At 65.9% G+C, this 25564-nt stretch carries 27 protein-coding genes; 9 read left to right on the top strand and 18 right to left on the bottom strand.

Annotated features, from left to right (window positions below; genetic code table 11):
• Positions 1 to 983: 983 nt before the first annotated feature.
• Complete coding sequence (locus tag ACIBK2_RS37070) at positions 984 to 1412, bottom strand: hypothetical protein (protein WP_396974437.1); 429 nt, start codon at positions 1410 to 1412, stop codon at positions 984 to 986.
• Between the two features lie 656 nt (positions 1413 to 2068).
• A complete protein-coding gene (locus tag ACIBK2_RS37075; protein WP_396974438.1) occupies positions 2069 to 2590 on the bottom strand; it encodes a hypothetical protein in 522 nt (173 codons plus the stop codon).
• Positions 2591 to 3824: 1234 nt separating this feature from the next.
• On the opposite strand from ACIBK2_RS37075, the gene ACIBK2_RS37080 reads away from it, so the two are divergent.
• The 3 genes from ACIBK2_RS37080 to ACIBK2_RS37090 all read left to right on the top strand — a co-directional run bounded on the left by ACIBK2_RS37080 (position 3825) and on the right by ACIBK2_RS37090 (position 5765).
• The gene (locus ACIBK2_RS37080; RefSeq protein WP_396974440.1) at positions 3825 to 4337 is read left to right on the top strand and encodes a monooxygenase family protein; all 513 of its coding nucleotides are present in this window, start codon (positions 3825 to 3827) and stop codon (positions 4335 to 4337) included.
• A gap of 252 nt (positions 4338 to 4589) precedes the next feature.
• Complete coding sequence (locus tag ACIBK2_RS37085; protein ID WP_396974442.1) at positions 4590 to 5210, top strand: low molecular weight phosphatase family protein; 621 nt, start codon at positions 4590 to 4592, stop codon at positions 5208 to 5210.
• Positions 5211 to 5345: 135 nt separating this feature from the next.
• Positions 5346 to 5765, top strand: a complete 420-nt coding sequence (locus ACIBK2_RS37090; protein ID WP_396974443.1) for a hypothetical protein — start codon at positions 5346 to 5348, stop codon at positions 5763 to 5765.
• A gap of 72 nt (positions 5766 to 5837) precedes the next feature.
• Here the strand turns inward: ACIBK2_RS37090 and ACIBK2_RS37095 are convergent, their stop codons facing one another.
• From ACIBK2_RS37095 to ACIBK2_RS37115, 5 genes are all read right to left on the bottom strand, one after another.
• Positions 5838 to 6671, bottom strand: a complete 834-nt coding sequence (locus tag ACIBK2_RS37095; protein WP_396974597.1) for an acyl-CoA thioesterase — start codon at positions 6669 to 6671, stop codon at positions 5838 to 5840.
• 95 nt (positions 6672 to 6766) lie between these two features.
• Entirely contained in the window at positions 6767 to 8185 is a 1419-nt protein-coding gene (gene pyk / locus ACIBK2_RS37100; protein WP_396974445.1) for a pyruvate kinase, read from the bottom strand.
• Positions 8186 to 8409: 224 nt separating this feature from the next.
• Complete coding sequence (locus ACIBK2_RS37105; protein ID WP_396974447.1) at positions 8410 to 9399, bottom strand: hypothetical protein; 990 nt, start codon at positions 9397 to 9399, stop codon at positions 8410 to 8412.
• Between the two features lie 72 nt (positions 9400 to 9471).
• Positions 9472 to 10140: an amino acid ABC transporter permease gene (locus ACIBK2_RS37110; protein WP_396974448.1), complete on the bottom strand. Its 669-nt coding sequence runs from the start codon at positions 10138 to 10140 to the stop codon at positions 9472 to 9474.
• A gap of 12 nt (positions 10141 to 10152) precedes the next feature.
• Positions 10153 to 10881, bottom strand: a complete 729-nt coding sequence (locus ACIBK2_RS37115; RefSeq protein WP_396974599.1) for an amino acid ABC transporter substrate-binding protein — start codon at positions 10879 to 10881, stop codon at positions 10153 to 10155.
• Between the two features lie 585 nt (positions 10882 to 11466).
• Between ACIBK2_RS37115 and ACIBK2_RS37120 the strand changes: the two genes are divergently transcribed.
• On the top strand, positions 11467 to 12081 hold the full coding sequence (locus ACIBK2_RS37120) for a hypothetical protein (RefSeq protein ID WP_396974450.1): 615 nt from the start codon (positions 11467 to 11469) through the stop codon (positions 12079 to 12081).
• Positions 12082 to 12129: 48 nt separating this feature from the next.
• On the top strand, positions 12130 to 12468 hold the full coding sequence (locus ACIBK2_RS37125) for a hypothetical protein (protein WP_396974452.1): 339 nt from the start codon (positions 12130 to 12132) through the stop codon (positions 12466 to 12468).
• 96 nt (positions 12469 to 12564) lie between these two features.
• Here the strand turns inward: ACIBK2_RS37125 and ACIBK2_RS37130 are convergent, their stop codons facing one another.
• The 7 genes from ACIBK2_RS37130 to ACIBK2_RS37160 form a co-directional block, all read right to left on the bottom strand.
• Positions 12565 to 13080, bottom strand: coding sequence for an NINE protein (locus ACIBK2_RS37130; RefSeq protein WP_379289374.1), 516 nt, complete (start codon positions 13078 to 13080; stop codon positions 12565 to 12567).
• 236 nt (positions 13081 to 13316) lie between these two features.
• Positions 13317 to 14450: a prolipoprotein diacylglyceryl transferase gene (gene lgt / locus ACIBK2_RS37135; protein WP_396974454.1), complete on the bottom strand. Its 1134-nt coding sequence runs from the start codon at positions 14448 to 14450 to the stop codon at positions 13317 to 13319.
• Positions 14451 to 14537: 87 nt separating this feature from the next.
• Positions 14538 to 15338: a tryptophan synthase subunit alpha gene (gene trpA / locus ACIBK2_RS37140; RefSeq protein WP_396974456.1), complete on the bottom strand. Its 801-nt coding sequence runs from the start codon at positions 15336 to 15338 to the stop codon at positions 14538 to 14540.
• Positions 15335 to 16597, bottom strand: a complete 1263-nt coding sequence (gene trpB, locus ACIBK2_RS37145) for a tryptophan synthase subunit beta (RefSeq protein ID WP_396974458.1) — start codon at positions 16595 to 16597, stop codon at positions 15335 to 15337. The genes trpA and trpB overlap by 4 nt, the downstream gene beginning before the upstream one ends.
• Positions 16594 to 17412 carry an indole-3-glycerol phosphate synthase TrpC gene (gene trpC / locus ACIBK2_RS37150; protein ID WP_357391335.1) on the bottom strand — a complete coding sequence of 273 codons (819 nt, stop codon included), beginning with the start codon at positions 17410 to 17412 and terminating at the stop codon, positions 16594 to 16596. Before trpC ends, trpB begins: the two co-directional genes overlap by 4 nt.
• A gap of 183 nt (positions 17413 to 17595) precedes the next feature.
• Positions 17596 to 18471, bottom strand: a complete 876-nt coding sequence (locus ACIBK2_RS37155) for a TIGR02234 family membrane protein (RefSeq protein WP_396974460.1) — start codon at positions 18469 to 18471, stop codon at positions 17596 to 17598.
• Positions 18468 to 20015 (bottom strand): anthranilate synthase component I, encoded by a 1548-nt coding sequence (locus ACIBK2_RS37160; RefSeq protein WP_396974462.1) that lies wholly within the window; start codon positions 20013 to 20015, stop codon positions 18468 to 18470. The genes ACIBK2_RS37155 and ACIBK2_RS37160 overlap by 4 nt, the downstream gene beginning before the upstream one ends.
• A 205-nt stretch (positions 20016 to 20220) precedes the next feature.
• Here ACIBK2_RS37160 and ACIBK2_RS37165 point away from each other — a divergent pair, with 205 nt between their 5' ends.
• The 4 genes from ACIBK2_RS37165 to ACIBK2_RS37180 all read left to right on the top strand — a co-directional run bounded on the left by ACIBK2_RS37165 (position 20221) and on the right by ACIBK2_RS37180 (position 22394).
• Positions 20221 to 20514 (top strand): hypothetical protein, encoded by a 294-nt coding sequence (locus tag ACIBK2_RS37165; protein WP_357391332.1) that lies wholly within the window; start codon positions 20221 to 20223, stop codon positions 20512 to 20514.
• A gap of 118 nt (positions 20515 to 20632) precedes the next feature.
• Positions 20633 to 21094 carry a peroxiredoxin gene (locus ACIBK2_RS37170; RefSeq protein WP_396974464.1) on the top strand — a complete coding sequence of 154 codons (462 nt, stop codon included), beginning with the start codon at positions 20633 to 20635 and terminating at the stop codon, positions 21092 to 21094.
• Between the two features lie 85 nt (positions 21095 to 21179).
• Positions 21180 to 21752: a permease gene (locus tag ACIBK2_RS37175; protein ID WP_396974466.1), complete on the top strand. Its 573-nt coding sequence runs from the start codon at positions 21180 to 21182 to the stop codon at positions 21750 to 21752.
• Positions 21753 to 21953: 201 nt separating this feature from the next.
• Positions 21954 to 22394, top strand: coding sequence for a MarR family transcriptional regulator (locus ACIBK2_RS37180; protein WP_357391329.1), 441 nt, complete (start codon positions 21954 to 21956; stop codon positions 22392 to 22394).
• A gap of 1 nt (position 22395) precedes the next feature.
• On the opposite strand, the gene hisI is transcribed toward ACIBK2_RS37180, so the two are convergent.
• The 4 genes from hisI to hisF all read right to left on the bottom strand — a co-directional run bounded on the left by hisI (position 22396) and on the right by hisF (position 25563).
• Entirely contained in the window at positions 22396 to 22743 is a 348-nt protein-coding gene (gene hisI / locus ACIBK2_RS37185; RefSeq protein ID WP_357391328.1) for a phosphoribosyl-AMP cyclohydrolase, read from the bottom strand.
• Positions 22744 to 22759: 16 nt separating this feature from the next.
• Entirely contained in the window at positions 22760 to 23176 is a 417-nt protein-coding gene (locus ACIBK2_RS37190; protein ID WP_396974469.1) for a MarR family winged helix-turn-helix transcriptional regulator, read from the bottom strand.
• A gap of 315 nt (positions 23177 to 23491) precedes the next feature.
• Positions 23492 to 24430: a TIGR03564 family F420-dependent LLM class oxidoreductase gene (locus ACIBK2_RS37195; RefSeq protein WP_396974470.1), complete on the bottom strand. Its 939-nt coding sequence runs from the start codon at positions 24428 to 24430 to the stop codon at positions 23492 to 23494.
• 359 nt (positions 24431 to 24789) lie between these two features.
• The gene (gene hisF / locus ACIBK2_RS37200; protein WP_396974472.1) at positions 24790 to 25563 is read right to left on the bottom strand and encodes an imidazole glycerol phosphate synthase subunit HisF; all 774 of its coding nucleotides are present in this window, start codon (positions 25561 to 25563) and stop codon (positions 24790 to 24792) included.
• Between the last annotated feature and the right edge of the window lies 1 nt (position 25564).

Below are 25564 nucleotides of genomic sequence, written 5' to 3' on the forward strand. Positions count from 1 at the left end.
CGTCGTCAGCAACCGATAGCGCTAATTGGGCCTCCAGAATCGCCCTCGCAGGAGTCAATTCCCCCACCCGTGCCAGCAGAGCTGCCGCTCTTGCCCTTGCCCGCCGGGCTACCCGGCTTGCCCTTCCCCTTACCCGCCGGGCTACCCGGCTTGCCCTTCCCCGGTTTCCCAGAGTCCGGCACGGCCGGTTTTTGCGATTTGGCCACTGGCTCCTTCACGACGCCGAAGTCCGGGACCTGCGCCGACGCCGGACCGGTGGCAAGAGTGGCGCAAGCCACCACGACAAGCAGGCCGCTTCCCAAAGCCGCCAACGTTGTGCGAATCATGTGTAACCCTCCTCGAATCAAGCGCGGACCGATCAACACCGCAACGACATACCAACCCGTTCGGCGCACACTCTCCTATTCGTTCCTGCGGAGTGCGCGGATCGAACGGAGTGTGTAGACACGCGAATCGCGACACCTCGTCTACGCAGTGCCGTATGCGGGTGCGGTTACGGTGAGCCCTTGTAGCAACGACTTCCGATACTCGGCACGTTGCTGGTTCGAGTCCAGATGGGGAAGCCTGAAACGGCCCCTGACCAGAAGTTATGCATCTCGGTCATGCACCGAATTCGTCTCCAGACCCTGAAAAGCTCCAGTAAGTCCCCCAAAGTCGGAATCCGTCCTTCCGCGTCGCGATCATCCTCGTCATGGCCGAGCCCGCTCATGACCGCCTTGTGGATGACCGCCGCAGCCTCATGGTGCACCCGACCACGCGCCATGTACTTGCGCTGAGTCATCGCCGGATCAGCATGGAAAGTCGCCGGATAGGCGATCTATCCGCGGAAGGACGAATCATGTTGCAGCACACAGGGAAAAGGATCCTCATCACCGGGTCACACACCTGGACGGATCGACAGACCACCCGATCAGCGGTAGCGACGTGCATGTGCACCGGACTCGCCGACGTGCTGAAGCTCTCCGCGAGGGAATCAGCAAAGACTACGACATGAGCACGACAGACACTTTGCCTGTCGTGACCGGTTTGTTGTCATCGCCAGTGATGGATGCGACGCCGGTGGTGTCACCCGGCTTGAACTTGACGCCACGGCGGAAATCGGCGGGAGCGACTCTAACATAGGCTGTCCATTTGTGGACGGTCCCGTCGCACGGGATCTCGGCAATACCCTCACTTATCTTATCGGCGCCATTTTGCGTCACTTGGACCTCCACGTATTGGGGTTTGTCGGCAGAGCAGGACGCGGTCCCGGTCGCGCCGACCTCATCTCCCGCGTTGAGTATTTTGAGCTCCTTGTCCAGAGTGATCGTCGGGTCCGCGGCGTAGGCCGCGGGTGCGGCGGCAACCCAACCTGCGGCAGTCAAGGCACAAGCGGCGGCGAGGGCGGTGATTCGTGTGCGGTCCATACGCATCAGTGCTTCCCATCCCTAGAGTTGGACCCATTCGGCCGATTTGACCGTAGGTTTCGAACGTATTCGGTCCTGCGGACATCTTGGATTGGACACACCGGATATATAGCGTGCAGGCCCGTCCAGGGGCAGGCCATCAAGGGCAACAGACCAGGTCGTTGGACGTCGGGAGAGTGGACGACACTCCTGACGACAACACCGACAGTCACCGATCGGCAAGACACCGACAACGCCCCGCATTCCATGATGTTTCCCCTGGTCAGGCTCCCCGCTCACGACTGGCAGTGTGGAGGTCACGTACAGACTCAGCCGGAGCGAACCAGTGACAGCAGTCCGCAATCAGTCCGCAGCAGCTCCCGCGAACGGGATCGTCTCGTCATTACACTGGGGGCGCGGCCCCCAGACCCCGCTCGACGGGGCTTCGCCTCCCGTACCCCCTGGCGGTGGTTGCGGGCGTGGATGGGTTGCCATCAAATGAATGCGCGTCTTCGTTGCTTGCGGTTTTATGGCCCGGCATCCGCTGGACAACCTTGATGTTCGATTTGGCGTTGAACGCCAGGGAAGCTGCCGGGTGCCGGAGGGTATGTGGGACAACAGCCTTCAGTCCGACTGCGATCGCCGCTCGGGCGCGCATCGGAGCCAGTGGCGGTTGACCTCAATCAGAAGGGCTCTAGCCATCTCGTGTACCAGCGGCGGCGGGCGGGACGGAATTGGTCGGCGTTGGCGGCGCGTAGGCGTGTGACGAGTTCCTCGCAGTACCATGCCCAGCGGCTTGGGTCCGGTGAACTCGCGCGCTTGGCGCGCTCGGCAGCGACCAGCGGCTCCAGCTTCGACCAGACCGTCAGCATTGAGCCGCCCAGGTATCCCCGGACGGGTTCGAAGCTGACTATGTCGTGGTAGACGAGCAAACCGAGGTTGTCATAGAACCACAGCAGATCACGTACCTGCTTGTGCCGATCTCGAGGTAGAGCGTCGAGACCTGCAGCGGTGATGTCGTAGCCGGCTAGGTCGAAGTAGACAAACCGGCGAGCTTCGGCCAAATTCGCATCCCGGTGTTCTTTGAACAAGTCGACCAGGACCCGCGTCGAATTAGCATGCCGCGCAAGCGTTACCTGGCGAACGCCAATTGTCAGCGACACCAACAAAGCCACCAGCGATAGCACGACCGCCACGACTTGCATAGGCAATCCTCTGCTCAGGACTCCTCCTGCTCGAGAGCAGCCCGTCTGCCAGATTCTAACGGCGGCAAAGCACTTCGGTCGTTGAATGGACCGAGGAGGTCGTTGGACTACCGGCTATGCCCTGCCTCGAGTACGGGAAGCCGCAGTGAGGCGTGCCCCGATCCTGTGATGGCTCTCGTTTTTGTTCGAATCCAGACACTTCGTTCGAAGTCGAGTATTATCGCGCTGTCACGCAAGTGATGCTGGGCGGTGGGACGCCGCTTCCGACGACGCCCCACCTGGTAGGTCTCCTAGCCCCTCAACCAGTGGACTAGCACGAGCGCCCCGGCGACCACGGCAGCTGTTGCAAGCATGATGCCGTAGTCGACCGGGGCTTTGCTCTTTGCCCGGCGATGTTTCGCCATTCCCCACCACCTCCTGGGCGCGATGTCTGGACAATGTCCACCGCCCCTCGGTTGGAGGTGCCAATACCTTATGTCAGAGCACCGACGAAAACTATTGGAACGCAGTCGATTACAGAAAGACGTCCATATTCGAATGGAACGTTCCAAACAGGTTCTATCCCGCGCCACAGCGCACTAAGTGCACACCCCGTTCATAAGCCGAACACTCTGTATAGAGGGTGTTCGGCTAACGCAAAGGGTGTGCACACCCTTTGTATCGAGCCAAGAACCACCGCCACGCACCACGGTGGGCCCTCGTCCCGCGACCAATTCACCATCCCGCGCCCTTCTTGTGCAGCTGCGCACGAAATTGCTGGCAATTCCGTGCGCGGCGCGAGAACCGATGCGCGGTGGCCGCACCTGTCGCCTCGATCGCACCGGACGACCTCAACTTCGCACAGCCGGTTGATACTTCGCACAACTCATTGATTCTTCGCATACCTGTCAGTGGCCCGACACGTATGCGGAGGACGAAACTGGTGTGTGGAAGCCAAGACGAACAGCTCCACCACTAACCACTCCCGAGACGCCACCACAGCCAGTCCTCCGGCTGGAACCGGCCGATACGCGCCCGAAGCCGCGACAGAGAAGGCCGGGTACGCCACCCGACGCGCCCAGCACCACCAGATCATCGCCTGGACGGCGTCCATTACTGAGCCAGCTCGACTTCGGACCGACGTGCCCGACGAACGGCACGCACCGCGAACGAAACCCATCGAACTGTTTGGTCACCGGCCTCGTATTCACGCGTAGGGTGAGCAAGTAAGACGCCCAAATCAGCGGAGGTTGCGATGCGGGTGAACAGGACCACGGTGGATCTGGATGGGTATCCGGATCTTGTTGTCATCTATCTGGGGATGCGGGTGCGCAAGCCCCGCGGCATGCTGCGGCTGCTCGGGCTGGGGCCGAAACTGTATAGCTCGCATCAGGATCGGCCGGATGGGCTGCTGTCGCACGAGGATGTGATCTGGTCGCTGTTTCCGCCGCACTGGGGGGCTCGGCAGTACTGGCGGGATCTGGACAGCCTGGAGGCGTGGACTCGGTCGGCGCCGCATCGGGACTGGTGGCAGAAGTTCCTGCAGGACTCGGGTGGGACGGGGTTCTGGCATGAGGCGTACTTCCTGCGGGGTGGCATCGACGCGATGTACGACGATATGGACGCCTCGACGGGGATGGCGCGGTTCGCGCCGGTGATCGCCTCACGCGGGCGGATGTTCTCCACCAGGGGCCGCGTGCAGGACAAGCAGTCGAAGGTCGCGCCGGTGGTGGACGAAAAGACTTACTACAGTGGCGAACTCGACTAGGTACCCAGTCATCCCATGATCTGCTGTACGGTCCTATCACAACGCAATCACAACATTGCGTTTCGATGATCCGGGTGCAGGGTAAGTGCACAGGGACACAGTCGAACATGATCAACCACCAATGCGACGCACGCCTCATGTGCGCCGCTATTTGTGTACGGCACCTGACCTGCAGATGAAATATTGGTCTAGACCGTGAGATTCGGAGGTTTTCGGACATCGGCAGCGTTATCCAACGTTTACCGTATTCCTATGCACGTCCTGTTCGTCTGCAACGGCAATGTTTGCCGTTCGGTGATTGCCGAGCGCCTCACCCGCGCGCTCGCGGTCGAACACGGCCTGCCGAACCTCACCGCGGAGAGCGCCGGAACCCGTGCCCTGGTCGGCTTTCCGGCCGAACCGCTGGCCGCGCAGGCCATCGAGGGGCTGGGCGCGGACGCGAGCGGTTTCAAGGCGCGGCGGCTCAAGGACGAGATGGTCGACAACGCCGATCTGGTGCTGACGATGACCCAGCAGCTCCGCGACACGGTGAGCGAGATGGGCTTCGGCGTCGCCGCCCGCACCTTCACCCTGCTGGAGGCGCACCGGATCGCGCACGTGACCGGCGCCCGCTCGATCGCCGACCTGCACCGGTCCCGCAACGATCTGTCGATCGTCGGCCGGGAGAACATCACCGACCCGGTCGGGCTGTCCGAGCAGGCGTACTGCGAGGTTGGTGACCGGATCGCCGAGGCGTTGGTGCCGCTGCTGCTCGCGCTGGCCCCGCACGAGCAGACCAGGCCCGTCGCGGACGAGCGCCCCGGCCTGGTTATCGAGCCCGGCGAGGCGGCACCGCCGCTGGCTTCTTTCCTCGCGGCGCACCGCATCAGGTAGTCTTCCGACTCACCGAATACCACTCTCCCGACACAGCAATGCAGAGCTGCTATGTCCATTTCCCGGCCGGACGTATTACACTCCCGCGGACACCAACTTCCACCGTTGCTGGTTCGACACACGACAGGAATAGACATGCCGAAACGCATTTCGGATGTTTCGCTCCATGTGTATGTGACACCGGAAACCCTCGAACGAGTCGTCGAGACCGTACGCGAGGTTGTGGACGATTACCTGCAGGACCGCGAGGTGTTCGCGTGGCGCTTCACGCTGCCGGTGGACACCGACGAGCCGACCCACCTGACGCTCGAAACCCAGTGGCGGATGGAGCATCCGGGCGACGAGCCGGGCGAGCGCGGCACCTACGAGATCGCGCTGAGCCTGGTCGGCGCGCCCGCCGAACTCACCGACGCCGACATGGCCGGGCTGGAACAGCAACTGCTGCACGGGATCTACGGCGCCGCGAGCACCGAGCCGGGCCAGAACATTCCGTTCTCGATCCGCGCCAAGCAGCGAGCCGACGTGGACCTCGACGTCGAGCGCGAACGGATCTGACCCCGGAAACGACTGCGCCGCACCGGCTTCCCAGCGGATCGGGAAGCGGATGCGGCGAAGTTCAGCGGATAACTAGACCTCCCGCGCGGGCGACTTGTCCCGCGCCGGGAAGTGCCGGATCAGCCCCTCCTGCACGGTGGTAGCCAGCAGCTCACCCTCGCGGGAGAAGAACCGACCGGTGGCCAGGCCACGCGAACCTGACGCCACCGGGGATTCGGTGGCGTAGAGGGCCCACTCGTCGAACCGGAACGGCCGGTGGAACCAGATCGAATGGTTCACCGTCGCCGCCACGATCCGGTCCAGTCCCCAGGACAGCCCGTGCGTGGTGATGATCGAATCCAGCACCGTGGTGTCGGACGAATAACCCAGCGTCGCGACATGCAGCAGCGGATCGTCGGGCAGCCGCCCGTCCGTGCGCATCCACACCCGATTGTGGTTGAGCCGCTCCCCCGTCGCCTTCATGATCCAGGCCGGGTCGTTGGTGTAGCGCATGTCGATCGGGTGCGGCGCCTTGATGAACATCTCCAGCTTGTCTTCCAAGCCGACGAAGCTCTCCTCGATGCGCGGCAGCGTGTCCGGGTCGGGCACGTCGGGCAGCGGGTGCCCGTGCTCGAGCCCCTTGTTCCAGTCCTGGAACGCCGCGAGCATCACGAACAGCTCTTGATCGTCCTGGAGGGCGGTGACGGTGCGGTTGGCGAACGCTCTGCCGTCGCGATGCCGGTCTACCCGGTACTCGATCGGCTTCTTCGTATCGCCGCCGCGCACGAAATGCGCGTTGATCGCGTGCACCGGACGGTCACCGACCGTGCGGCCCGCCGCGATGATCGCCTGCGCGACGAGCTGGCCGCCGAATGTGCGGCTCCACACCTTCTCCGGATGCTGACCGACGAACACGTCCTCGTCCATCTGCTCCAGATCGAGCAGACCGAGTAAAACGTCCAGATCAGACTTCCCGGCCGCCGAAGAATCGACGACCGACCCGCCAAGGGAGCTGTTCACTATTAATGATCCTCCTCACCGATGCGATGCACGTGGATCAGGTTGGTAGAACCGACCGTACCCGGCGGGGAGCCGGCCACGATTACCACGAGGTCACCCTTTTGGTATCGCTCCATGGACAGCAGTGCTACATCGACCTGGTGGATCATAGCGTCGGTGGTGTCCACCATCGGCACGATGAACGTCTCCGTACCCCAGGTCAGCGCGAGCTGGCTGCGCACTTCCGGCAGCGGGGTGAACGCCAGCAGCGGCAGCGGGGTGTGCAGCCGAGCCAGGCGACGCACGGTGTCACCGGACTGGGTGAACGCCACGAGTGCCTTCGCGTTGAGCCGCTCGCCGATGTCGCGGGCGGCGTAGGAGATGACGCCGCGCTTGGTGCGCGGCACGTGGGTCAGCGGTGGCACCCTGGTGGATTCGGTCTCCACCGCGTGCACGATGCGCGCCATGGTGCGCACCGTCTCGATCGGCCACGCGCCGACCGAGGTCTCGCCGGAGAGCATCACCGCGTCGGCGCCGTCGAGCACCGCGTTCGCGACGTCGGAGGCCTCGGCCCTGGTCGGTCGCGAGTTCTCGATCATCGACTCCAGCATCTGGGTCGCCACGATCACCGGCTTGGCGTTCTCGCGTGCCATCTGGATGGCCCGCTTCTGCACGAGCGGCACCTGCTCCAGCGGCAGCTCGACGCCGAGGTCGCCGCGGGCCACCATGACCGCGTCGAACGCGAGCACGATGGCTTCCAGGTTGTCGATCGCCTCTGGCTTCTCCAGCTTGGCGATCACCGGCACCCGGCGGCCGACCCGGTCCATGATGTCGTGCACCAGCTCGACATCGGCCGGGGACCGCACGAACGACAGCGCGATGAAGTCGACACCGAGCTTCAGCGCGAATTCCAGGTCCTCGATGTCCTTTTCGGACAGCGCGGGCACCGAGACATCCATGCCCGGCAGCGAAACACCCTTGTTGTTGGAGACCGGTCCACCCTCGGTCACCCGGCAGACGACGTCGTTGCCGTCTACCCGGATCACGGTGAGCCCGACCTTGCCGTCATCGACGAGCAGTCGATCGCCCGCCTTCGCGTCCTGCGCGAGTTCCTTGTATGTGGTCGAAACACGGTCGTGGGTTCCGTCGACCTCGTCGACGGTGATCCTGACTTCTTCACCCGTCGCCCAGACGGTCTTGCCCTCGATGAATCGGCCGAGCCTGATCTTCGGTCCCTGGAGGTCGGCGAGAATGCCGACCGCTCTGCCGAGGTGATCGGAGGCCGCCCGTACCTTCTTGTAATTCTCTGCGTGATCCGCGTGTTCGCCGTGACTGAAGTTCAGTCGAGCCACGTCCATGCCGCTCTCGACGAGTTCGCGGATACGGTCCTCGGAGGCAGTAGCCGGGCCGAGCGTGCACACAATCTTCGTCCGTCGCATCACGGGTAGAGCCTAGTCCCGACCAGTACCCGGGGCCGCCTGTGCCCCAGGTGAAAGCTGAGTGAAAAAAACGTTCGCGACTTGGTGAAACCTACAAGCGTTACGGATGGCGCAACATCCCAGGCCAACGCGATGTATTTGAAACATGACCCGGAAATGTTACTCGCTGGTAGAAATTCGCGGGGCCGAATCGAGTGAATTGGTCGTGTCGGTGCGGGGTTGCTGGGTCACGAATCGAAGGTGATTTCGCGGTAGCTGTAGCCGCGTTCGGGGAGGGCGCCGGTGCGGGTGTAGTGGACGAGGAGGAGGTCGACTTCGGCGGGGGTGAAGACCTCGTCCGGGTGGACGTGTTGGAGGTGGCCGTCGAAGGTGATGGGGATGTCAGTCGGTAGGTGGCCGGGTTGGGACGCAGCGTGACGACCGATGACGAACACTCGGTAGTCCTCGCCGTCCCACCTTCGCCATTCGACCAAGTAGCGCCCGGCCGAACCGGCGGCCTGGACGAACTCCTCGGTCCCGGTGGCCTCGTCGCCTGCTAGCTCGGTCCATGTCCGACCCGACGGCAGCGGCGACAGGACGAGCACGGCGAAACCCGCGTCGACTTCGAACTCGTGCAACACCTTTGCGAACTCGCCGTCGGCGACCGTCGCCAGCACCGGCCGGAGCTGGTCGTACTCGACGGTCAGCACATGCGTCTGCGCGCCGAAATCGGTCAGCACATCGGGCGAATCCAGTTCCCGCAGTACATATTCCACACCCGGGACGGTTCCGGTGCGGTAGTAGGCGCAGAACAATTCAGCGGCTGCGTCCACATCGAACACCTCGTCGGCGCGAGCCGTGACCGCATGACCGAGCCCGAACCGCACGGTGCACGACGACGAGTCGGGCGCGACTCGACGCGCGATCCGATATCGATGCGGCAGCCCATCGACGGTATGCCGCAACTCGACGACCACCTCGTCCAGCGGTCCCACCGCGAGCAGGCATTCGCCACGCGCGGCGACCCGATCGACCTCCCACAGGCTCTCCGGCGGACGCGCCGTCCACCAGAGCCGGAGGAACCACTGCCCGAACAACGCGCGATAACTCAACCACCCGCGAAAGTAGTCCGCGGCCAGCGACTCACCGGCCGCGACAGCCGCCGGTAGCGCGTTGTCCCGCACCGGCATTCGACAGCGATGTGGCGCACTGGCTTCGAGCACATACCAGCCGTCCACGACAGCCCCTTCCGATCCCGACAACTTAGCTTCGGGTCGTTCGGCCGCCAAGCCGGGAAAAGGAGGGGCGCGTCAGGTTGCCACGTGCCGTGCGAGCCGCGTCTCCAGCCTGGTCTGGCCGAAGCCGAGGAACAGGCAGATGACCCAGTAGTAGATCGCCGCGACGCCGTACAGCGCGAAGAAGTCGAAGGTCGGCGCGGCCGCCAGCTGGGCGACGCGCAGCAGTTCGGTCACCAGGATGGTGGAGGCCAGCGACGTGTCCTTGACCAACGAGATCAACGTGTTCGACAGCGGCGGCACCGCGATGCGCGACGCCTGCGGCAGGATGATCAACCGCATCATCTGCGGATACGTCAGACCCAACGCCTGCGAGGCCTCCCACTGCCCCTTCGCAACGCTGAGAATGGACGCGCGCACGATCTCCGCGGCATAGCCACCGACATTGAGGCTGAACGCGATCACCGCCGCCGGGAACGGATCGATCACCAACCCGAACTGCGGCAGCGCGTAGAACACGATGAACAGCTGCACCAGCAGCGGCGTACCGCGGATGATCGAGATGTAGAACCGGGCGGCCGCCGACAGCGGCCACACCGGTGACATCCTGGCCAGCGCGACGAACAACGCGATCGCCAGGCCGATGACGAAGCTGACCGCGGTGAGCGGGATGGTCATCTTGAGGGTGGCCTGCAGCATCGGCCACAGGTTGTGCCAGATCAGTTCCCTGGTAGCGGGGTCCATGGAGGGCGTCGGCTACTTGCTGACGTCGGTGCCGAAGTATTTGTCCGAGATCTTGGCCAGCGTGCCGTCGGCGCGCAGTTCGGTGAGCGCCTTGTCCACGTCCTTGATCAGCGCGTCGTCCTTCCGGGCGGCGAAGGCCTGCTGGCTGGTCTCGCCGGTCTTGCCGGAGACCTTCACGCCGGTGTCGCCGGTCTTCTTGGTGTACTCGGCGACGGCGAGGGTGTCGTTGACGGTGGCGTCGACGCGGCCGTTCTTCAGCAGCTGGATGGCCTGCACGAAGCCTTCCACCGCCTCGACCTTCGCGCCCGCGTTGGTGGCGACCTTGCCCCAGTTGCTGGTGGCGGACTGGGCGCAGGTCTTGCCCTTCAGGTCGGCCAGGGTGGTGATGCCGTTGTTGTCGGCGCGGGTGACGATCACGCCGTCGGAGGTGGTGTACGGGGCGGACAGCGCGTACTTGCCCTTGCGCTCGTCGTTGATGGTCACCTGGTTGGCGACCAGGTCGAAGCGCTTGGACTCGAGTCCGGCGAAGATGGCGTCCCACGGGGTCTGCACGAATTCGACCTTCTTGCCGAGCTTGTCGCCGATCGCCTGGATCACCTCAACGTCGTAGCCGGTGATCTTGCCGTCGGTGCCCTGGAAGCTGAACGGGGAGTAGGTGCCTTCGGTGCCGACCTTCAACACGTTCGGATCGCTGCTGCTACCGCAGGCGGTGAGCCCGGTGGCGGCGACGATGGCGAGCATGGCGGCGGCGAACAGCTTGCGACGCACGGGTTCCCTCTCTTCGGTACGCGGACATCCCACGCACAACACGCAAATCCGGCTCATGCTACGCCGGGAGTTACCCGAAGGACCTTATATCGATCATGGTGCGCGAAAGGGTTGCACTCGCCGAATTCGACGACGAGTCGCGAGCCGCTGCCCCCATTTCTCGGGGCTCTGACCTGCCGCGACCGCGCCGGAGCGGCGATGCCGTCACCCTTCGACCGTGGTTCGGTCGCGCTGCCCGCTGCCACGAGGTCACTCGATATCACCGAGCGTCCGCCGCAGCGGCACCTCGCGGTGGCAGCGATGCCAAGTCAGATAGCCGACACTGTCAAGAATCTGAAATGGACGGAACCGATCCGAAGATCGATGCGTCAATAACCAGCGACAGACAAATCCGGGAACTCATGAGGTTACTTGGCCATGCCACGAAAGGAGCTCAGCTGACTAATTAGAGATATGCATACCGACCATGAAACCCGAGCCGGGGAGCTGTCACTCCCCGACCCGAGATCTGCGCATGCACGCAGAAAGTCACATACCAACCAACGATTGGATTTCTCGATGATCATCAGTAGGTCCGTAGCGACCAGCGCAATAATACTCTCCGCCTTGGCCGGCGCGAGCACCACCGCACCGGCGTTCGCGGCCGCACCACCGACTTCGGCCGCGGCGATGCGAACCATCACCGATTCGATCGAATCCGGCACGGTCAAGGTCAATGCCGACCTCTCGGCTCTCGACTTCACCCGGACGAAGCAGATTGCGGCGAACGGCGAACTCCGCGTCACGATCCCGGTGGCGACCGGCGGCACGCCGTTCAGCAACCTGCAGCTCGTGGTGAACCGCGACAACGAGGTCACCGACTACAGCGAGGTTCATGTCACCGAGTACACGCCCGACTCAGGCCACGTGACGACGTGGTCGAAGGATCAGGTCGTACTCGACCAGGACTTCACCGCCGCGGCGGATCGGGCGATCAAACGCGGCATCGGCGATGCGGTCCGGGAGCTGAATTCATGCCTTTCCGGCGCCGGAATTCCCGCATGGCTGCTCACCGCGGTAATGACGGCCTGCCGGTTCGCTATCGGCCCGGGTCTGGCCGCCTGCCTCATCGGGGGTGGTATCGGCGAAGCTACCGCCGCTTACTGCCAAGGCCGCGCACTCTCCAGGCTCTGACCTTTCCCCATCCCTGACAGACAAAACACGATAGAAAGATAGTCAACAATGAGCATAATTCGCAAAACCATCTCAATTGCCATCCCGGTTGCCGCTGCCGCCATGCTCTTCACCCCGGTGGCCAATGCGGAAACACAGCCCAGCGAAACTCGGGTCAATCACCAGATCACTCGAGTATCCGCGTATACCTCCGGGCTTCCCATGACTCCGCTCAAAAAGGGAAGAGTGGATGATGCCATCCGCTGCCTGGAACAGAACGGAGTCCCGAAAGCAATCGCCTCGGCGGCGGCGGGCGCCTGCCTTGTCTACCCCTTGCCGGCGAAGGTGATCCCTTGCTTCATCGCATTCGGCATTGCCAGCGGAATGGCTGACCGCTGCGGCGGATAGTGTCTGCCTGATGTCTCCGGTCCCACCGGGCCGGACACAACGCCGGCCCCGCTTGCCAACAAGCGGGGCCGGTCAGGTTGTCGCTCGGCTACACCGTCAGTCGCGGAGTGGGCGGCCGTCGCTGTCGGGGACCTTGCCGGTCAGCATCAAGATGCCGTCGATCACGCCCCAGATCCAGCCGAGGGTGAAGCAGGTTACGGCGCTGACGATCAGCTGTGCGACGCCAAGCCCGGTGTGGCCGGTGTAGAAGCGGCCGACGCCGAAGCTGCCGAGGAAGATCTGCAGCAGACCCGCGACGAGCTTCTGCTTGTCGGAGAACGGCGCACCGAACTGGTCACGGCCCCACGGCGCTTCCGGATCGTTCGGGTTGTAGCCCTGCGGGCCGAAGCCGCCGGCCGGCGGGTAGCCACCCGGCTGCTGGCCGTACGGGTTGGGCTGGCCGTACTGCGGCTGGGCGTACGGGTCGGCGGGCGGCTGCTGGGCATAGGGCTGCGAGTCGTACTGCGGCAGCGCCGAGGTGTCCTGCGGCTTGTTCAGATCCGGCCCCGTACCGGGCGGACCGTACTGGGGTCCGCCGAATCCCGGGTTGTTCTGCTGGTAGGGGTCGGTCACCAATGTCCTCCTCATTCGTGCTGGGCACCCTCTGCCCGGCATTGATCGATCTGCCGAGCGGGGAAGATGCTCGCGACGATCACGAGTCATTGTGGTCGGACCGGTGTGATTTGTCGCCCCGTAATGCTCGGCTCTCCCCCGGGTTATCGCAGGTGATACGCCATCGTTATCGGCGAGGGGGAAATTCGGAGCAAACCGACGGTGCCGCCGCGTAATCGGCGGCGGCACCGTCGTATTCAGGACTTGTCGGAGTCCGTGGCTTTCTTCGCCGCGGTCTTCACGGTGGCGGTGTCCTCGGCGGTGTCGGAGTCGGCGTCCGTGCTGGTTGCCGGTTCCTCGGCAGTCGCCTCGATTACTTCGGTCGACTCGTCTGTCTCGAGTACGTCCGTAACCGTCGCGCCGTCTGCCGAATCCTTCTCCAGCGCAACCTTGTCCGAGGCCAGCGCCGCCTCGGACGCGGCGGCCGCCGCACGCAACTTGCCGAACTGCCACGGCCACGGCCGGCGCTCCGTCGACGGTTGCAACTGCTCGGCCGTCTCCCTGCCCTTGGTCGCGAACACGAAATAGGCGATGGCCGCGAGGAATACGACTGCCGAGGTGAAGGAGTTGATCCGGATGCCCGCGATCTTGGTCGCCTCGTCGTCACGCATCAACTCGACGAAGAACCGGCCGAAGCTGTAGCCCGCGACATAGAGCGCGAACAGACGCCCGTGCCCGATCTGGTAACGCTTGTCCAGCTGCACGAGCAGCACCACGATCAGCACGTTCCAGATCAGCTCGTACAGGAACGTCGGGTGCACGACCTTGTCGACGACGCCGTTGGAGACGCCGTTCATCGCGTCCGGCTTCAGGTTGTCGTTGTAGCGGAAGTAGATCTCCAGGCCCCAGGGCAGGTCGGTCTTGCGGCCGTACAGCTCCTGGTTGAAGTAGTTGCCGAGGCGGCCGATGGCCTGGGCCAGCAGGATCGGCGGGGCGATCGCATCACCCAATGCGGGCAACGGGATTCGATACACCCGGCAGCCGATCCAGGCGCCGACGCCACCGAGCGCCACCGCGCCCCAGATGCCGAGGCCGCCGTTCCAGATCTCCAACGCGGCCTTGGGGTCGCCGTCGGGGCCGAAGTACTTCTGCCAGTCGGTGGCGACGTGATAGAGCCTGCCACCGACCAGACCGAACGGCACCGCGAACATCGCGACGTCCAGGATCGCGCCCTGCTGTCCGCCGCGGTCGCGCCAGCGCCGTTCGCCCCACCAGATGGCGACGACGATGCCGATGATGATGCACAGCGCGTAGGCCCGCAGCGGGAATGGGCCGATGTGCCACACGCCCTGCGGGGGGCTGGGTATGTACGCCAGGACTCGTAAGGTCACGGGGCCACCGTAGCGGAGAAGCTCAGCGACACTGGAACCACCGCACCGGCACAGTCGTCCCCAGACCCGGGGAGCGGTCGAGCGGGCCTATGAGGCGACGGTCGCCGAACGCACACCCTCGGCCAGTTCCGCGGTCAGCGCGCGGACCGCGTCGATGCTCTCACCGGCGGCGCTCACCAGCGCCGAACCCACGATGACTCCGTCTGCGTAGGAAGCGATTTCGGCCGCCTGCGCGCCCGAACGAACGCCGAGACCGACGCCGATCGGGATGTCGGAATGCGCCCGGATCCGCGCGCACAATGCGGGCGCCGCGGAGGACACCACATCGCGGGCGCCGGTGACACCCATGGTCGAGGCCGCGTACACGAAGCCGCACGACGCCCCCAGGGTCTTCACCAGACGCTCCTCGGTGGAGGACGGCGCGACCAGGAAGATGCGGTCCAGGTTGTGCGTGGACGAGGCGACGAACCAATCGTCGGCCTCCTCCGGAATGAGGTTCGGCGTGATGATGCCCGCGCCACCGGCGCCGGCCAGGTCACGCGCGAAACGGTCGACGCCGTACGCCAGCACCGGGTTCCAGTAGCTCATCACCACGGCCTGGCCGCCCGCCGAGGTGATCGCCTCGACGACGGAGAACACGTCGCGCACCCGCACGCCGCCGCGCAACGCCTGATCGGCGGCGGCCTGGATGGTCGGGCCGTCCATCACCGGATCGGAATAGGCGACGCCGACTTCGATGATGTCGCAACCGGATTCGACCATGGCGCGGACGACCTCGATGGAACCGGCCAGGTCCGGGTAGCCCGCGGGCAGGTAGCCGATGAGCGCGGCACGGCCTTCACCGCGAGCCGCGGCAAAAGTATTCGCAAGACGAGACTGTTGACTCACGACTGAACCGCTCCCTCATCGAACAGCCCGAACCAGCGCGCCGCCGTATCCATGTCCTTGTCACCACGGCCGGACAGATTCACCAGGATGATCGCGCCGGGGCCGAGTTCCTTGCCCAATTGCAGCGCGCCAGCGACCGCGTGCGCGGACTCGATCGCGGGGATGATGCCCTCGCGACGGCTGAGCAGCAGCAGCGCGTCCATCGCCTCGGAGTCGGTGATCGGCAGGTACTCCGCGCGACCGATGTCCTTGAGCAGCGCGTGCTCCGGACCGACGCCCGGGTAGTCCAGACCGGCCGAGATGGAGTGCGACTCGATGGTCTGGCCGTCCTCGTCCTGCAGCAGGTAGGAGTAGGCACCCTGGAACGCGCCGGGCGTGCCACCGGTGAAAGTAGCCGCGTGCCTGCCGGTTTCGACGCCGTCGCCGGCCGCCTCGTAACCGATCAGGCGGACGTCGGGATCGTCGAGGAAGGCGTGGAAGATGCCGATGGCGTTGGAGCCGCCGCCCACGCAGGCCACGACCGCGTCGGGCAGCTTGCCGGTGGATTCCTGCACCTGCACCCGGGCTTCCAGCCCGATGACGCGCTGGAAGTCGCGCACCAGCATGGGGAACGGGTGCGGGCCAGCGGCGGTGCCGAAGCAGTAGTAGGTGTCGTCGGCGTTGCTGACCCAGTCGCGCAGCGCCTCGTTGATCGCGTCCTTGAGCGTCTGCGAGCCGGTGGTCACGGAGATGACCTCGGCGCCGAGCAGCCGCATCCTGGCCACGTTCAAGGCCTGCCGCGCGGTGTCGACGGCGCCCATGTAGATGACGCAGTCGAGGCCGAGCAGCGCGCACGCGGTCGCGGTGGCGACGCCGTGCTGGCCCGCGCCGGTCTCCGCGATGATGCGGGTCTTGCCCATCCGCTTGGCGAGCAGGGCCTGGCCGAGCACATTGTTGATCTTGTGAGAACCGGTGTGGTTCAGGTCTTCTCGCTTGAGCAGGATGCGCGCGCCGCCCGCGTGCTCGGCGAGTCGGGTGCATTCGAACACCGGCGACGGGCGTCCGGTGTAGTCGCGCTGCAGCCGGTCGAGCTCGTTGAGGAAGTCCGGGTCGAGCCGGGCCTTCTCGTAGACCGCGGTGACGTCTTCGATGACCGCCATCAGCGCCTCGGGCACGTGCCTGCCGCCGTAGACGCCGAAGTGGCCGCCGGTGTCGGGCTCGTGCTTGCTGCGGTGCGCGACGCCCTCGCTGGCCTTGGGTAGTTCGGTCACTCCGGTCACCGGCCCCGCCGCGCCGGCTTCGGGCAGGACGGGTGGGTGCCCGCGGTCACCAGCTCGGACACGGCGGCGCGGGGATCACCGCTGGTCACCAGGCCCTCGCCGACGAGGACGGCGTCCGCCCCGGCACCGGCGTAGGCCAGCAGGTCGGCGGTGCCGCGGATGCCGGATTCGGCGATCCGGATGACCTCGGTGGGCAGGCCGGGCGCGATTCGAGCGAACACGTCCCGATCCACTTCGAGAGTCTTGAGGTTGCGAGCGTTCACGCCGATCACCGAGGCGCCTGCCTCGAGCGCGCGGTCGGCCTCTTCCTCGGTGTGTACCTCGACGAGCGCGGTCATGCCGAGCGATTCGGTGCGGTCGATGAGCGAGGACAGCACGTCCTGCTCCAGCGCCGCGACGATCAGCAGGATCACGTCGGCGCCGTGCGCGCGGGCCTCGTGGATCTGGTACGGCCCGACGACGAAGTCCTTGCGCAGGATCGGGATGCTCACGGTGGCGCGGACCGCGTCCAGGTCTTCCAACGACCCGTGGAAGCGTCGGCCTTCGGTCAGCACGCTGATGATGCGCGCGCCGCCGTCTTCGTACGACTTGGCCAGGCTGGCCGGGTCGGGGATGTCGGCGAGCTCGCCCTTGGAGGGGCTGGCCCGCTTCACCTCGGCGATCACGCCGATGCCGTCTTCGAGGAGGGCCGCGCGTGCGTCGAGCGGGCTGTTGGCCGCCGCGGCGGCCGCCTTGATCGCCTGGAAATCGAGGAGGGCTTCCCGCGCGGCGACATCCGCGCGGACCCCGTCGAGAATCGAGTCGAGTACCGTCATCTGGCTCGAATCCTTTCTGGGGAGACGGACTTGCTGCCTGAGAATCTCCCCAGGCGCTGTCTCACCGATGCTGACAAAGAATAAATGGGCGTACCGGCCGCGTTTGCGCCGGGGCATGTTGTGGACCAGGCAACCAGTCCGTGCGCAAGGTGGGTACCGCCACAGTCACCGTGCGCGAATCGCTCAGCGGACAGGTCTGCCCGGCCGGCCGGCGTCCGGATCGTCGGGTCGCCCACCGGAGTTCACGGCGTCTTCGGTGGGGTCGGTGCCCGCGTCCAGCGCGTCCCACAGCACGCGCTCGGACAGTTGGGTGCTGCCCGGTTCGGCGGCGTCGTTGCGCTGCTTGGTCACCTGCTCGGTGGCGGCGGCGCGGCGGAACACCGGGTTGTCGTATTTGCCGGACAGTCGCGCGGTGTCCTGTGGCATCCGGGCGAGCAATCCGCCCGCCGCGAATGCCGCCAGCGCGCCGAGCAGGGCGAGTACGGCCGGGAGGGCCGAGGTGGTCGCCGCGCCGACCTGTGCCCGGGCGGGGAGCTCGGCCAGCTTGGCGGCGCGTTCGGCGATCTTGCCGGAATTGGTGAGCAGGGCGAAGGCCGGTACCGCGGCGACGGCGGCGACCAGGGCGATGACCACGCCGAGGATGCGGCGTAGCCAGCCCCTGGTGGCCAGCACGGCCGCGATCGAGGCGAGCAGCACCAAGGCCAGCGGAGTCAGCGCGCCGAACCAGACGCCGCCGTTGAGGTGGTCGGTGCGTGGTTCGGTGAGGCCGTCGGTGGAGGTGACCGTCACCCAGGTCATCCGCGAGGAGCCCCACAGCGCGGCGGCCGCTACGGCGAGCAGCACGAGCGCGCCGATCGGAGACTTGCGCCGCGCGGGTTCGATCGTCTCGGCACCCGCGGTCTCGGGGGTGACGAGGTCGGGATCGGGTGTCGCCCCGGCATTTCCACCGCTGGCGTCGTCGTTGCGATGAACGCCGGAATCGAGGGCCGACGTTTCGGTCGGAAGTCCCGAATCGGTCCCTGGGATGACGGGGTCGCCGTCGCTGGGCCCTGCCGTCATGCGTCGCCGCCGTTCGTCGCGCCGTACGCGCGCACCGTCTTCGCCGCCGCGATCGCCTTGAGCACCGCCATCGCCTTGTTCCGGGCCTCGACGTCCTCGTATTCGGCGACCGAATCGGCGACGATGCCCGCGCCCGCCTGGACGTAGGCGGTGCCATCTTTCAGCAGCGCGGTGCGGATGGCGATCGCGGTGTCCGCATCACCGGCGAAGTCGAGATAGCCGACGACGCCGCCGTAGACGCCGCGCCGGGTCGGCTCGAGCTCTTCGATGAGTTCCATCGCGCGCACCTTCGGCGCACCGGACAGCGTGCCCGCCGGGAAACAGGCGCGCACCGCGTCGAACGCGATCTTGCCTTCCGCGAGGCGACCCGACACCGTGGAGACCAGGTGCATCACGTGGCTGTAGCGCTCGATGTGCCGGTACTCGGTGACCCGCACGGTGCCCGGCCGGCAGACCCGGCCGAGGTCGTTGCGGCCGAGGTCGACGAGCATCAGGTGCTCGGCGTTTTCCTTCTCGTCGGCGAGCAGGCCCTTCTCCAGCAGCAGGTCGTCCTCCTCGGTGGCCCCGCGCCAGCGGGTGCCCGCGATCGGATGTGTCGTCGCGACACCGTCTTTCACGGTGACCAGCGCTTCCGGGCTGGAGCCGACGATGGAGAACGCGGTGCCGCCGTCGCCGTCCGGGATGTGCAGCAGGTACATGTACGGGCTCGGGTTCGACGCGCGCAACATCCGGTACAGGTCCAGCGGCGCGCCGTCGTAGTCCATTTCGAAGCGCTGCGAGAGCACCACCTGGAACGCCTCGCCCGCCTCGATCTCCTTGACCAGGCGGCGCACGCCGACCCCGAATTCCTCGGTGGTGCGGCGGCGGCGGAATTCCGGCTCGGGCCGATCGAAGACCGACACTGTCGACGGTGCTGGAGCGGCCAGCGCCTCGGTCATCCGGTCCAGCCGGGCGAGCGCGTCGTCATACGCCTCGTCGACCCGGTCGGCGGTGCCGTTCCAGTTGACGGCGTTGGCGATCAGCGTGATCGCGCCCTCGTGATGGTCGAACGCGGCCAGGTCGGTGGCCAGCAGCAGCACCATCTCGGGCAGTCGCAGATCATCGGCGGCCAGGTTCGGCAGCCGTTCGATCCGGCGCACCGCGTCGTAGCCGAGGTAGCCGACCATGCCGCTGGTGAGCGGCGGCAGGCCGGGTAGCCGCTCGGTCTGCAGCAGTTCGAGTGTTTCGCGCAGCGCCTGCAGCGGATCGCCGCCGGAGGGCGCGTCGACCGGGATGTTGCCGAGCCACGTCGCCTCGCCGTCGACCACCGTCAGCGCAGACGGGCTGCCGGCGCCGATGAACGACCAGCGCGACCACGATCGTCCGTTCTCCGCCGACTCGAACAGGAACGTTCCCGCTCGGTCGTCGGCCAGCTTGCGGTAGGCGGAGAGCGGAGTTTCGGAGTCCGCCAACACCTTTCGGGTCACCGGGACAACTCGATGTTCCGCGGCCAGCTGGTGGAACTGTGCACGGGTCGTGGTGGTGGGAGTCGACGCGCCTTGCATGAGCCCATCCTCCCAGGTCCGTCCGACACCTTCCCGGGCGCACCCCGAAGGGATCCGCCGGGTCGATGACGCGCACCCACTAATTCACTCCAGTCACAAACACGACCGCCCGGTTCTCATGCCCCAGGAAGCGCTGTGACGGGCGTCTCTATGCTCGCTCCGTTCCATCTCGCACGCGGTATCCATGATCGAGAGGAGACAACTGATGTACCCCTCGCAACCGGAGGGCAGGCATGCCGCCCCGGGCGGTGCGCCGAGCCAGGCCCCACGGATGGTCGGTCTGCAGTCGAAGCCAGGCCAACAGGGTGCCCCGAACGCACTAGCCACCTTCGTCACCTACGCGAAGGCACTCGAATCCCTGGACAAGAACCACTTCCCGGACGAATACGCCACGCACGCCGACCGGATCAAGGAACTCAAGCCGTTCCTGCGCGCGCACGGCATTCTCGACGTCATGCAGATCAAGAACCCCGAAGTCGCGGCACTGATCGGCATATAGGACGTAGCCGCGTCGTCCGTCGGCAGGCCGCAGAGGGTCAGCAGGCAGGCGGCGGTTGGCCATTGAGCCCGAACGGACCGGTACCGGGTGCGACATGTGCCCGGTACTGTCCCTTTCTATGCAGACAGGACAGCTCGCTCCCCAGTTCGAGCTCCCCGATCAAACCGGCACGCCCCGTTCGCTCGACGCGTTGCTCGCGGACGGTCCCCTGGTCCTCTTCTTCTATCCCGCCGCGAACACCCCGGTGTGCACCGCGGAGGCCTGCCATTTCCGTGACGTGGCAGGCGACTTCGCCGCGCTCGGCGCCTCGTGCGTCGGCATCAGCGCCGACGGCGTCGACACCCAGGCCGGTTTCGCCGACAAGCAGGGCCTCGGTTATCCGCTGCTGTCCGACCCGGACGGCACGGTCGCCGCGCAGTTCGGCGTCAAGCGCGGGCTGCTCGGCAAGCTGGCGCCGGTCAAGCGGCAGACCTTCGTCATCGATCAGGACCGCACCGTCCGCAAGATCATCACCGGCGAGTTGCGCGCCAACGTGCACGCCGACGAGGCGCTGAAGTTCCTGCGCGAGCGCGCGAAGTAGCTCCCGGCGCCACTCGGGACGGTCGTACCGGAAACGCCGGGGCGATCACCACGTTTCCGCCGCTCACCCGGCTTACGCTGGGCTCATGACTGCGACCGACGGACAGCTGGAGCAGAAATCGACCGGGATCGCCTGGAAGACCTGGGTGATCGGCGGGCTCGCGGTGCTCGCCGTCCTGTTCATCGCCTACTTCATCCTGTCCGCGTTCATCCCACGCTGGTGGGCGCAGCGGATCGCGGAGATGGTCAACGGCAGCTTCGCCAAGGGCATCGGCTGGGGTCTGGTCTTCGGCGGCGTATGCACGGTGATCCCGCTGTTCCTGCTGCTGTTCGCGCTGCGAGTGTGGCGGCGCCGGGCCGGCCGGTTCATGGCGGGCGCGGCCGTGGTGGTCGCCCTGCTCGTCGCGATTCCCAATCTGATGACGCTGACCATCGTGCTCGGCGGCAGCAATGCCGCCCATGCGGGACAACGGATTCTCGATGTCGACGCGCCCGCCTTCCGCGGCGCCACGATGGCCGGTGCGATCGCCGCCGCCGCGATCTGGCTCGCGGCGCTGGCGCTGACCGTCGTGCGCTGGTGGCGGCGCAGGCATCCGAAGCGGCAAACCACCCAGCCGACCACCGCCGATCCGGCCATGACCCGCCCGGACGGTTTGTGAGTGAACTCACGCTACTCAGCATCTGCATGACGAGCGAGCGAAGTCGTGGCAAACTCAAAGCCACGGGTGACTGTGAACATGCTTTTCAATAATCGGTAGGCTTCCTAACAAAACCACGTCACTTGGCTTGAAAGAAGGCACACAGTGACGAAGTGGCTCGACCCCGTAGAACAACGAGCTTGGCGCGCGATTGTCGCGTTGATGACCCGCCTACCAGGCGCTTTGGATACCCAGCTACAACGCGAATCCGGGGTCACCCATTTCGAGTATTGGGTTTTAACCTTGCTTTCCGAGGAACCGGGCCATCGGCTGCAAATGAGTGACCTCGCCCACAAGGCAAATGCATCGCTATCACGGCTTTCGCACGTCGTGTCGAAGCTGGAGCGGATGGGCTGGGCCGAGCGCTCGGCTACCGCCGGGCGCCGCGGCGTGCAGGCGGTACTGACAGACGACGGCTACCACAAAGTGATCGAGGCGGCGCCCGGTTATCTGGATGCGGTGCGCCGCTTGGTATTCGACGGTTTGGAGCCGGAGCAGACGGCGCAGCTGGCCGAGCTGAGCGAGTTGCTCGCCGACCATCTCACGGATGCGCTGAGCCGAGCCGGTGGGACAGATCAGGAAGATCGGCCGGCGAACTCCTAGTTCAGGCCGGATCGGCCAGCAGCACATCCGCGTCGAAACAGGTATGCGTCCCCGTGTGGCACGCCGCGCCCTCTTGATCGACCACCAGCAGGATGGTGTCGCCGTCACAGTCGAGCCGGACCTCGTGCACATACTGGGTGTGACCGGAGGTCTCCCCCTTGACCCAGTACTGCTGACGCGAACGCGAAAAGTAGGTCGCCTTGCGCGTTTCCAGCGTGCGGGCCAGCGCCTCGTCGTCCATCCACGCGACCATCAGCACGTCGCCGGTGCCGCGTTCCTGCGCGACGGCGGCGACCAGACCGGCGTCGTTGCGCTTGAGCCTGGTGGCGATGGCGGGATCGAGAGTCATAGCACCGTTATAACAGTCAGACATGGGCGCGACGCAGGGCGGCCACGGTGTCGTCGTCGGATTCGTCGAGCGCGACGGTGAGCGTGTCGCGGTAGGTGTCGCCGGCCGCGCGATGCCGTTCGCGGCCCTTGTCGGTGATCACCGTGTACACGCCGCGCCGGTCGTCGGGACACAGGTCTCGGTAGGCCAGCCCGGCGGCATCGAGCCGGCCGACCAGCCTGGTCACCGAGCTCTGGTTCAGACCGAGTCGCGCGGACAGGTCCTGCATCCGCAGCTCGCCATCCGGCGCCTCGGCCAGGAAGCCCAGCGCCCGGAATTCCGAGAGTCCGAGGCCGTATCCGCGCTGTACCGCCGCCGCCAATTTGCCCTCTACCTGGGCGTGCAGGGCGATCAACCGGTTCCACATCTGCTCGTCGTACTCGCTGTTTGACACCGCTTATTTGTACATGCATACTTCTCCTCACGCAAGATAGTTGCATATACATACACCTAAAAAGAGCTGTTCCTCATGGCCTGGATCTACCTGATGATCGCGGCGGTTTTCGAAGTGGTCTTCGCGCTGGCGACCAATGCCACGCGTCTACCACGAGAAGATAACCCTGCCCAAGGTCGCGTCCTTCGCCGCGATCATCGCGGGCGCGGTGCTGCTGAAGGTGGCGTCGGGAGCCTGAATCAGCTTCGCTCCGGCGCACTTTCACGCGCGAACGACCCGCTCGGCTCGAGGGCCGAACGGGTCGTTCTCGTATTGCTAAGCGGTGCGGTTCAGTTCGCCGAGCAGTTGCCACGTGCGCTGTTCGTCGGCGGGGGTGGTCAGGTCGGTTTGGGCGAAGACGACGTCGGTGGCGCCCGCCTCGAAGTATTCGGCGACGCGGTCGGCGACGGTCTGCTCGTCGCCGATGACGACCAGATCGGCGGCGCGAGATGCGCCGGACAGCTCGATGATTCGCCGGTACGAGGGGATGTCGTTGTAGAACGCGGTCGACTCCTCGGCCGCGGCGCGAGCGCCCTCGACATCAGCGGTGACGACGCCGGGAACCATGGCGACGATGCGCGGCGCCGGTCGGCCCACTCGCTCAGCGGCTTTGGTGATCGGTGCGACGATCTGCTCGGCCAGTGCTTTCGGGCCGACCAGGTAAGGCAGTGTGCCGTCGGCGAATTCGCCGGTGACGCGCAGCGCCTGCGGTCCCATCGCGGCGACCATTACCGGCACGGTCGGCTTCGCACCCGCCACCGCGGCGGGCAGCGGCGCTACCGCGGTGAGCGTCTCGCCATGGAAATCGACGGTGCCGGTGTCGAGTACGGCGCGCAGCGCGGTCAAGAACTCGCGCAGCCGGGCGATCGGCCGGTCGAAGGTGACGCCGAACACCGGCTCGGTGAACGCCTCCGTGCCCAGGGCCAGGCCCAGCGTGAACCTGCCGTGCGTCGCCGCCTGCGCCGTCTGCGCCTGACTGGCTATCAACAGCGGATGTCGCGCCGAAATCGGCACCGCCGAGGTACCCACCTCCAACTCGGGCACCTCCCGCCCCACCAGCGCCGACAACACGATGCTGTCATGGCTGAAAGTATGACCGAACCACAGCGAACTAAGCCCCGCCGCCGCAGCTTGCTTACCTGCGGCGACAGCGGCATCCACCGCATTGTCGGTCGCGTCGAGAGTGAAGGGAGACAGCGAAATACCGATGCTCATCTCCGAACCAACACGGCCCCGCGCAAACAAGATTCCGCCACGGCGGATTCCCGCGATCCCGCCAACCGACCCGACCCGCCCCACCGCGCCGCGCACACCTCTGTGCGCCGCGCATGAATTCGTCGGCAAACTCATGCGCGGCGAACGAACCAGTGCGCGGCACGCGAACCTACGCGCGGCAGGCACAAACGGCGCAGCGCGACGAGCGCAGCGCACCACCGACGCCGCGTACACATTCTCTGGCCGCGTATGAAATCGTCGGCGAAGTTATGCGCGGCAGGCGAAGTGGTGCGCGGCGAGTGCGCGGCGTACGAAATCGTCGGCGAATTCGTACGCGGCGGGCGAAGTTTTCGCGGCGGCTAGCGGACGACGATGTGTTCGGCGCGCATGGAGTCCTTCACCTGGCCGATGGTGAGGTCGCCGAAGTGGAAGACGCTGGCGGCCAGGACCGCGTCGGCGCCTGCTTGGACGGCGGGGGCGAAGTGTTCGACAGCGCCTGCGCCGCCGCTGGCGATGACGGGGACAGAGACCGCGGCGCGGACGGCGCGGATCATCGGGAGGTCGAAGCCTGCCTTCGTGCCGTCGGCGTCCATCGAGTTGAGCAGGATCTCGCCGACGCCCAACTCGGCTCCGCGCGTTGCCCATTCGACGGCGTCGAGACCGGTGCCGCGTTTGCCGCCATGGGTGGTGACCTCCCAGCCGGAGGGGGTGGCGGGCTGGCCGGCGGGCACCGTGCGCGCGTCGACGGACAGCACGATGCACTGCGAGCCGAACCGCTCCGACATCTCGCGCAGCACCTCGGGCCGGGCGATGGCGGCGGTGTTGACCGAGACCTTGTCGGCGCCGGCCCGCAGCAGCCGGTCGACGTCCTCGACGGTGCGTACGCCACCACCGACGGTGAGCGGGATGAAGATCTGCTCGGCGGTGCGGGTGACCACGTCGATCATGGTGCCGCGGTCGCCGGTGGAGGCGGTGACGTCGAGGAAGGTCAGCTCGTCGGCGCCCTGCGCGTCGTAGGTCGCGGCCAGTTCGACGGGATCGCCTGCGTCACGCAGGTTTTCGAAGTTCACGCCCTTGACGACCCGGCCCGCGTCGACGTCCAGACACGGAATCACGCGTACCGCCAACGTCATT

It is taken from the genome of Nocardia sp. NPDC050175 (assembly GCF_044459885.1).
Taxonomy (GTDB): domain Bacteria; phylum Actinomycetota; class Actinomycetes; order Mycobacteriales; family Mycobacteriaceae; genus Nocardia.